General features: G+C 62.7%; 6 protein-coding genes and 1 pseudogene. 5 read left to right on the forward strand and 2 right to left on the reverse strand.

The genetic code is table 11. The annotated features are described in order from the left end of the window. Positions 1-271 (reverse strand): annotated as a pseudogene (locus WBP53_RS14830) (efflux transporter periplasmic adaptor subunit); the annotation flags it as partial. A gap of 283 nt (positions 272-554) precedes the next feature. Here WBP53_RS14830 and WBP53_RS14835 point away from each other — a divergent pair. From WBP53_RS14835 to WBP53_RS14855, 5 genes are all read left to right on the forward strand, one after another. Continuing rightward, a complete protein-coding gene (locus WBP53_RS14835; protein ID WP_423930276.1) occupies positions 555-1,145 on the forward strand; it encodes an RNA polymerase sigma factor in 591 nt (196 codons plus the stop codon). Next, on the forward strand, positions 1,115-1,684 hold the full coding sequence (locus WBP53_RS14840; RefSeq protein WP_423930278.1) for a hypothetical protein: 570 nt from the start codon (positions 1,115-1,117) through the stop codon (positions 1,682-1,684). Before WBP53_RS14835 ends, WBP53_RS14840 begins: the two co-directional genes overlap by 31 nt. A 22-nt stretch (positions 1,685-1,706) precedes the next feature. Beyond that, entirely contained in the window at positions 1,707-2,939 is a 1,233-nt protein-coding gene (locus tag WBP53_RS14845) for a PDZ domain-containing protein (RefSeq protein WP_423930280.1), read from the forward strand. A gap of 320 nt (positions 2,940-3,259) precedes the next feature. Then, positions 3,260-6,226, forward strand: a complete 2,967-nt coding sequence (locus WBP53_RS14850; RefSeq protein ID WP_423930282.1) for a protein kinase domain-containing protein — start codon at positions 3,260-3,262, stop codon at positions 6,224-6,226. After that, positions 6,213-7,082: a hypothetical protein gene (locus WBP53_RS14855; RefSeq protein ID WP_423930284.1), complete on the forward strand. Its 870-nt coding sequence runs from the start codon at positions 6,213-6,215 to the stop codon at positions 7,080-7,082. The genes WBP53_RS14850 and WBP53_RS14855 overlap by 14 nt, the downstream gene beginning before the upstream one ends. A gap of 120 nt (positions 7,083-7,202) precedes the next feature. Here the strand turns inward: WBP53_RS14855 and WBP53_RS14860 are convergent. After that, on the reverse strand, positions 7,203-8,345 hold a 1,143-nt coding region (locus WBP53_RS14860), incomplete at its 5' end, for an OmpP1/FadL family transporter (RefSeq protein WP_423930286.1).

Raw genomic sequence — 8,345 nt, forward strand, 5'->3', positions numbered from 1 at the left:
GGCTGGAGGCGTACAGCGTCGGACTCACCGCAGCGACGACGCTGCCCTGGACCGATACGTCCCGCGTCAGCGTGCCACGCGTGACCTCGGCTACGCGCAACCGGCTCGAACTCGCGGAGATGTCCGACGAAAACAGCCGCGTGGCGGTCGGTACGATCAGGGCAAGTACGGCTATGAGCACGGCAGCGGCAACTCCCAGCTTGATCCATCGCTGGCGACGCTGGGGTTCGTGCCTGATTTGCCTGTCCTGCGCCGAGGTGTCGCGAATCATCCAGATCTCCATGGACAGCACCCAGTGGCCGCCCTCATGTGTAGCATCAGCAACTCCCGTGCCAGCACTTAACTATCTGAATAAAATGAATATTCGTGGCTAGTCCCGACGTGCGGACAGTGTCCGCACGCAAGCGGCGGACAGCCCCGGACGGTCGGCTCCAAGCTTTCGGCAGGCCCCATTTCGCTCGAATTCGAACCTCGAACAAAAAGGCCAATCCCGGTTCCCAATCCCTGGCCCCCCAACCAGCGTTGCGACCATCGCCCGCCGGGGAGCATCCTGCATGACCGTGAACAGCACTTTCTGTATTGATGTCCCGGCCAGCCTTGTCTCCCGCATCCAGCGCGGTGACGTACAGGCGTTCGAGCAGATCTATCGAATGTTCGAGCGTCCCGCCTGGAACCTGGCCTTGCGCATGCTTGGCGATCGCGAAGACGCACGCGAGATCGTCCACGACGCCTTGCTGCGCGTATTCGAACGCGCCAGCCAGTTTCGCGGCACGGCGCCTTTCTGGGGCTGGGTTCGTCAGATCGTGCTCAACGAGGCACTCATGCGACTGCGCCGTGAGCGCGGTCGACCCAGCCACGCGCTCGAAGAAGGCGAGGAATTGCTGGCAGACACCGCACCGCCCTGGGCCACGGCCGAGTCCGGATTGCTCGAGGCGGCGTTGCTGCAGTTGCCGGCAACGACGCGCAGCGTGATCTGGCTTTATCACGTGGAAGGACACACACATTCGGAGATCGCCGAAATGACTGGCAACTCGATCAGCTTTTCCAAATCACAACTCGCACGCGGCACGGCACGCTTGCGCCAACTGCTGGAATCCCCAGAAGCAGGTGAATCATGTTCATTGTCATCCCTGGCGACGGCATGAAGCCGGCCGACACCCTTGCCGATGCGCTGCGCGCGCTGCCGATGGCAACGCCGCCGGATGATCTGTTCGCGCAGGTGTCGTTGAACCTGCGGCGACGACAGATGCGGCGTCGCTGGGCCGTGCCAACGGCACTCGCTGCGAGCGTGATGCTCGCAGCAATGCTGATCTGGCCGAGCACGCCCGTGGCACCACCGTCCAACGTGCAATCGGCAACATCCTCAGCAGCCCCGTCCATCGCCGTGCAAGCCAGCGAGATCGACCGCCTGCGCGCAGACTCAAGAGACCTCGAGGCCTGGTTGGCGAGTCTGTCCGGCATGGCTCCGCGTGATGGACGCAGCCTCATGGCGAGCGCTGAAATCGAGGACCTCGTCGGCTTGATCGACGTGCAACTCTCGGCGAGCCGAAATGACGTCGAATCGCTGCCGCTCTGGCGCCAGCGTGTCGCCCTGCTCGAAGACCTCGCAAGTATCCGCAGCGAACCACTGGCCAGCATGGCTCAGGACAGTTTCTCCGCTTCCCCCGCCCCCAACCTCTTCTGATTCCATGAACAAGGAAACACACATGAATGGCCCACGCCTGATCCTCGCATTCGGCGCACTCCTGCAAGCTGGCGTGGCATTTTCGGCGCAGCCGACGCCGAACCCCGCTGTGGAATCCAGTACCGCGACGGCGGCTTCTGCCGAGGAGGCGCGGATCGAAATGGCAGAACTGCGCGAACAGATCGGCGAACTGTCGCGGCGCATGGCTGAACTTTCCCTGCAGCTCGGCGACGTCGGCCCGCAGGCCTATGCGTTTAGGTACATGAATGATCCGGATCGAGCCGTGATTGGAGTGGTCCTGTCCGCGGAGCCGAAGGGTGCCCGCATCGATGCGGTCACACCGGACGGTCCGGCCGCACGTGCCGGCCTGCACAGCGGCGACATCCTGGTCAGCATCGACGGCGAGTCGCTGGCCGGCAGCGCAGCCGGGCCATCGCTGGACAAGGCCCGACGGACGCTGAGCAACCTCAAGCCGGGTGAAACCGTCCGACTTGGCTATCGGCGTGGCGCTCGCGAGACGGCAACGGTTGAAATCAAGGCCGAGCGCCGCGAGGCCTTGAACTGGCAAACCCTGTTCAGCGGCGACAGCGAGATGGATGTCAAGTCCATGCGCGATCAGCAGCGCGACCTGGAGCACCGCATCGAAGTCATCGTGCAGGAACGCGCCGATGATGCCGGTGGCGAAGCTGCGGGCCAGAGCCGCGCGGCCAGTCGCGAGGCACGCAAGCTGGCCTGGCGCGCTCAACACGAAGGCATGCACGAAAAAATTAGCGGCAAAACCCTGGAGTACGAATTCAGGCACGAGTCCATGCCCTGGTGGGGGATCAATCTGACCTCGCTGAATGCCGAGCTTGGTCGCTATTTCGGTGCCGACAGCGGCGTCCTCGTACTTTCGGCCAGCCAGGAAGCCTTGCCCGAAATCAAGGCGGGTGACGTCATTCAAGAGATCGCCGGCAAGCGGGTCGAAAGACCTGAGCAGGCCTTGCGCATGTTGCGCGATCAGGAATCCGGCGAACTGGTCGAGCTGGCCATCTTGCGCGATCGCAAGCCGATGACCCTGAAGATCAAGGCACCAAAGTACAAGGCCTTGTTCAGCGTGGGCTCGCCGCCGCCTCCGGCACCGCCGGCACCTCCCGCTCCTCCGGCTCCGGTTGAACCGGTCAAACCGGCCAAGGCACCGACTCCGCCCACGCCACCGCCACCTCCTGCTGCGCCGGAACCTCGTTCGATACCGGACGAGATCGCGATCTTCTAGGAGACTGTCGAACTTCGCCCAGGCGAGTGCGAGGCAAGGCAAGGCGGGCCGGGAAAGCGCCGCCTGCATGCAGCAAATGAGCATTTTGAGGTGCGCGTTGCGGCCCAATCGTGCCGCTGAGAAGACTGTCAGCCGCCTGCAGGGCAGCAAGCCTTGTGCTACTGGTCATCCCAGTGCCTGAATCGCAGGATCGTCTGCAACGGCCATGTTTGCCCGGCCAGCGCTCACGCTCAGGCACGGCTTCAGCAGCAATCCCCACTCAAGCGTGACCGCCCTCCAGCGCTGCTTTGCTATGATCGGGCGGCACGAGGACAGGGGACATGACCGACCGCATCCAGGACATTCCTGGCTACGAAATGATCAGCGAACTGGGCGAGGGCGGCATGGCGACCGTCTACCTCGCTATCCAGCATTCGCTCGATCGCAAGGTTGCCATCAAGGTCATGCGACGCGAGTTGCGCGTGAGCAGTGGCCCGATGCCGGAATTCGAGCGACGCTTCCTGCTCGAAGGCCGAACCATGGCCAAGCTGCCTCACCGCAATATCGTCGCGGTCTACGACATCGTCACGCGTGACGAAGTCGCCTATATCTCGATGGAACTGCTGGAAGGCGGCACGCTGTCCGAGCGCATGCGCACGGGTCTTTCGCTTGGCGAAGCCATCGGCGTCATCGTGCAGCTCGCGAACGGGCTCGAGTACGCCCATCGCAATGGCGTCATCCATCGCGACCTCAAGCCATCGAACGTGATGTTCCGCGATGCGAACACCCCGGTCCTGACTGATTTCGGCATCGCCAAGCAGTCGGATGTACTCGCCTCGCGCATTACCCAGACCGGACTCGTACTCGGCACGCCGACCTACATGAGCCCCGAGCAGGCCAGCGGTCGCGATATCGACGGCCGTGCCGACCAGTACGCACTCGGCATTCTGTTTTACGAAATGCTGACCGGAAACCCGCCGTTCACCGGCGAAAATCCGATGACCGTGCTGATGGGACATGCGCTGCAACCGCCGCCGCCGCTACCCGATGACCTGCAGCCCCTGCAGCCAGTCTTCGATCGCATGCTGGCCAAGGAGCCGAACGACCGCTTCGACAACCTGCAGGATTTCGTAAAGGCCTTGCGTGGACTGGTCGTCGGCAACGACGCCCTGGGCAAGCAACTGGGCAACATCACCGCGGCAACGGCTTCCGAGCGCCTGCGCGCATTGGGCTTCTCCGGCGACTACACCGACGGCGACAGCGGTTTCGCCCTCGACCTGTTGCGCATGCCGCAAACCGACCCGTCGATGAGTCGCCACACGACCTCGCAGATGGTCAAGGTCATGCGCGAGCGCCCGCGACTGCTCGCGACCGTGGCGGCAGCCTTCGGCGTGATCATCCTCGGGCTCGTTCTCTGGGCTGCCTTCAAGCCACGAACCCTGAGCCAGGACGACCAGTACCTGGTACGCACCCTGCTGCGCGAAGCCGATCGCCTGGTCGCCAGTGGCGACCTGCTGACCCCACCCGGCGAGAATGCATTCGAGGATTTGCAGAAAGTCCTGCAAAAGGATCCCGAGAACGACCGCGCGCTTGAGTTGCTAACCCGGATTTCTGCCCAGTTGCGCAGCGAGGCTGAACTTGCCCTGGGCAAGGACGATCTGGATGGTGCCGGCGAAAAGGCCAATCAGGCACTTCTGGTCATGCCCGACGATCTCGACGTGCAAGCGCTGGTCAGGCGCATCGGCGAAGAACAGGAACAGCGTGAAGTTGCAGTGCGTGTCGATGAGCTCCTGCGCAAGGCAAGAGCCGCGGAAGATCGCGAGCAGAGAACCGGACCCGACGGCGCGTATGCCTTGCTGCGTACCGCACTGAGCCTGACCCCATTGAACCCGGATGTGCAAGCCAGGCTGAAAGCCGTCACCGACGCCGAATTCGCTCGCGTGCGCGAGCAGCTTCAGGCAGGCAACGCCGACCAGGCCGGCGAGAACCTGGCAGCGCTGCAAGCCGAATTCGGTTCGGATCCAGCCTACGCGGCCCTGGACCAGGAGATCAGGCTGGCCCAGGCGACCCGGCAGAGTGCCCGACGCATCGAGGGCTTGCTTGAGAAGGCGCGCTCGGCCCTCGCGGCCGGCAAGATCAGCGAACCTGCCGGGGACAATGCATTCGACTGGTTTGAACAGGCGCGCCAGGTTGATAGCAGCAATGCCGAGGTCAACGCGTTCAAGCAGGATCTGGCAGCGCGCATACTGGAAGAGGCGCAGGCGGCCCAAACCGATTCGGATGTCGAGGCCGCACTGGATCGATCCGAACTGGCCCTTCGCGTCGACCCCAACCTTGAGGCCGCCGCCAGCATTCGAGACACGGCACAAAAAACCCTGGGTTCCCAACGCGCGGCAATTGCATCGCAGTTGAACCTCGCCCGCTCCTCGATTGCTTCAGGTCGACTGCTGCCACCCTCCCCGGACAATGCACGCGATGTTCTTGACCAGCTGCTCGGCATTGATCCACAGAATGCTGATGCCTTGAAGTTGCGCGAGGCGTTGCCCCGTGTCGTCGCCGATGCGTTGCGCGGTGCCATCGAACGCAACGATCTGGAATATGCGACGAGCCTCGCCGCCTCGGCGGCAGAAGCCTATCCTTCCGAACCGAGGATCGCCGGGTTGATTGGCGATGTGCGCAGGCGCGAAGCAGCCTCGAAAGTCGAACAGGCGCAACAGGCCAGCGAACGGCAACTCGCCGCACTTCTGCAGAACCGGCCCATGAACGCCGAGGATGCCAGCGCTGCTGCGCAGGCCATCCTGACCTTGCGCGAAGTCGATGCTGCCGCGAGCGCACGATTTGAAGCGCAACTGGAGAAAGTCCTCGCCAACGACGTGCAGAATGCGCGCACGCTCGAAGCAGGCATCGCCAACCTCGAAGCAGTCGAGGCAGTCGCGTCCAGACTTGATGGCAGCAGTCGACTGGCCACCATTACCGCGACCGCGCAGGCGAGCGTCACCGCGCTGAAGAATCAGCGCGACCAGGAGGCCGCGGCGCGCAATGGCGAACTCGTGATCAACGCATTGCCGTGGGGTTTGGTCGACCAGGTCCTCGATGCTTCACGCAAGCCGGTCGAGCTTCCTTCCGAACGCAGTACACCAATGCTGCTGACCGTACCGGCCGGTAGCTACTACATTACCTTGCGTCATCCCGAATCATCCAAGGCAGTCTCCGCGTTCGCCCGCGTGACAGCGGGAAAGCGCAGTCAGACCAGCGGCAGTTTCCCGACCCTGAGCGCCGAGGAGTACATCAATCGTGCCGGGCTCTAGGGCGCTCACTGTGCGAGTGACGCGTGCCTTGCTGGCCTTGACCATGCTTGCCTGCGGGCCGGCGTGGGCCGACTGGAAGCAGGATTACGCGCGTGGCATCGAAGCGGCCCGGGATGGCAAGTGGGATGACGTCGAGCGCTACATGCAGAAGGCCCTGGCCGGCAATGCGACACCCGCAAAGCGCCTTCGCGTCTACGGCCAGCGCTATGAGATCTACGCCCCGCAGCACTACGCCGGCATGGCCGCGCAGCGCCAGGGTAATTGCAAGGCCGCACTGCGATTCTGGTCCCAGGGCGGAAATGAATCCTTTGTCCAGGGCTTTCCGGAACTGGCCGAAGAAGAACGCGAAGCCCGGCTGAAGTGTGGCAGTCAGCTGGCCAGCCAGGACAAGCCGACACCGACGCCCTCTGCACCGCCCGAGGCAATTGCAAAGGTGGCACCGGTTGCGGTTGCGGTTGCGCCACCACCAGCCAGGGCAGCGCAGAAACCGGCAACAGCACCGCCGCCACGCCCGGTCGTGCAGGCGCCAGCACCACCACCGGCCACCAGTGCGAGCAAGGGTTCATCCAGAATGTCCGAGCAGATCCTGCGGCCTCTCGTGGATGCCTATCTGTCAGGTCGCTACCAGGATGTGCTCAAACTCAGCACACAAGTGCCGCCCTCTCCGAAGCTGCGCTGGCACATGCTTACGTTGCGTGCCGCAGCCGCGTACAACCTGTCCCGTATCGGTGATGATGCTGCCGCAACCAAAATCGCGCGCCAGGCGGCGGACGAAGCGCGCAAGGGCGAACCCGGACTCAAGCCGGACGCGCAGTTCTACTCGCCGAAGTTCCTGAATTTCTATGCGGGCGGATAGCCGAGTCGTCACGCAACCCTGATCATTGGGCCCTGGCCTGAATCGCGAAAAACAAAAAACCCGCCTTGCCGCGAATGCGGGAAGACGGGTCTGGAGTGGTTTGCCCCGACTGCGGCGCTATCAGAAGCGATAGACGCCTGACAGGGAGACCATGTCGCTGGTGTCGGAAAAGTCCGCGCCCAGATCGACCTGGAAATTGCTGAATGCCATGCCCATGCCGAACGTGTAGTGGGTCTCGCTTCCACGACCCGCAGAGAACGTCGCCGCATTGACCGGGGGCAGCAAGGTCGTATTGAAATCGGTAGGCGCTGGCGTACCGCGATAGACCATTTCGTGTGCGGGATCATGCCAGGCACCGACACGGACACTGAACGGGTAGCGCGTCGCAAACGTGTATTCCGTGCCCAGATGGATTTCGGTGCCATCCTTGAGCTTGAGAGGATCCAGCTCGGTGGTCTGGTCCGAATCGAACGCCGAATTCAGATCATCGGTAATCTGCGAATAGAACACGCGATTCACATCGAAATTGATGATCCACGCATCGCTGGGACGAAAACTGAAACCGATTCCGAACACGTCCGGTACGTTCATGTCCGTTTCCGTGAGCTCGGTTACGCCCGGCACGGACTGCGAGCTTAGCACCGCGTCATAATTGAGGTCGGGCGCGAAGCGCCACGACAGACCTACGCTCATCCAGTCAGTCGCAACCCAGCGCGCGCCCAGGTTGAAGCCCCAGGCACCATCGCCGTTGAGGCTGGCTTCGCGGATAGCGGGCTCACCGTCCGGGAAGAAGCGATCAGTCGTTGCGCTGATGTCGAGCAGGTAGTAGTTGATACCCAGCCCCAGTGAAAACTGGTCGTTGACCTTGAATCCCATGGCTGCGCCATAGACCTCGATCTCGAGATTGGCATTGACGTCATAGGCAAAGATATCGCCGAACTGGCCGCTGCCGTCACCTGTCGTCCAGGTCGCACCCGCGCTCTGGAATTCGGTCTCGTAGTTGACGATCTCGTAGCGATAGAACGCGAAAGACATGCGCTCGCTCGGATACACGAACGAAAATGCTCGCACCGAGGTGGTGTCGTCATTCTGCGAGGAGTAGTTGAGCGCCGAAGAATTGAACGGGTTGTACTGGACGTTGCCGCCATCCAGCCAGCGCGTATTCGTATCGACGGAACGGATTTCGAGAGCTACTTCCGGGCTTACGAGTTGGGTCAGTCCGGCCGGATTCGTGTAAGCGGCCGACGCATCATCGGATAGTCC

The sequence above is a fragment of the Dokdonella sp. genome, assembly GCF_049593775.1.
Lineage (GTDB): Bacteria > Pseudomonadota > Gammaproteobacteria > Xanthomonadales > Rhodanobacteraceae > Dokdonella.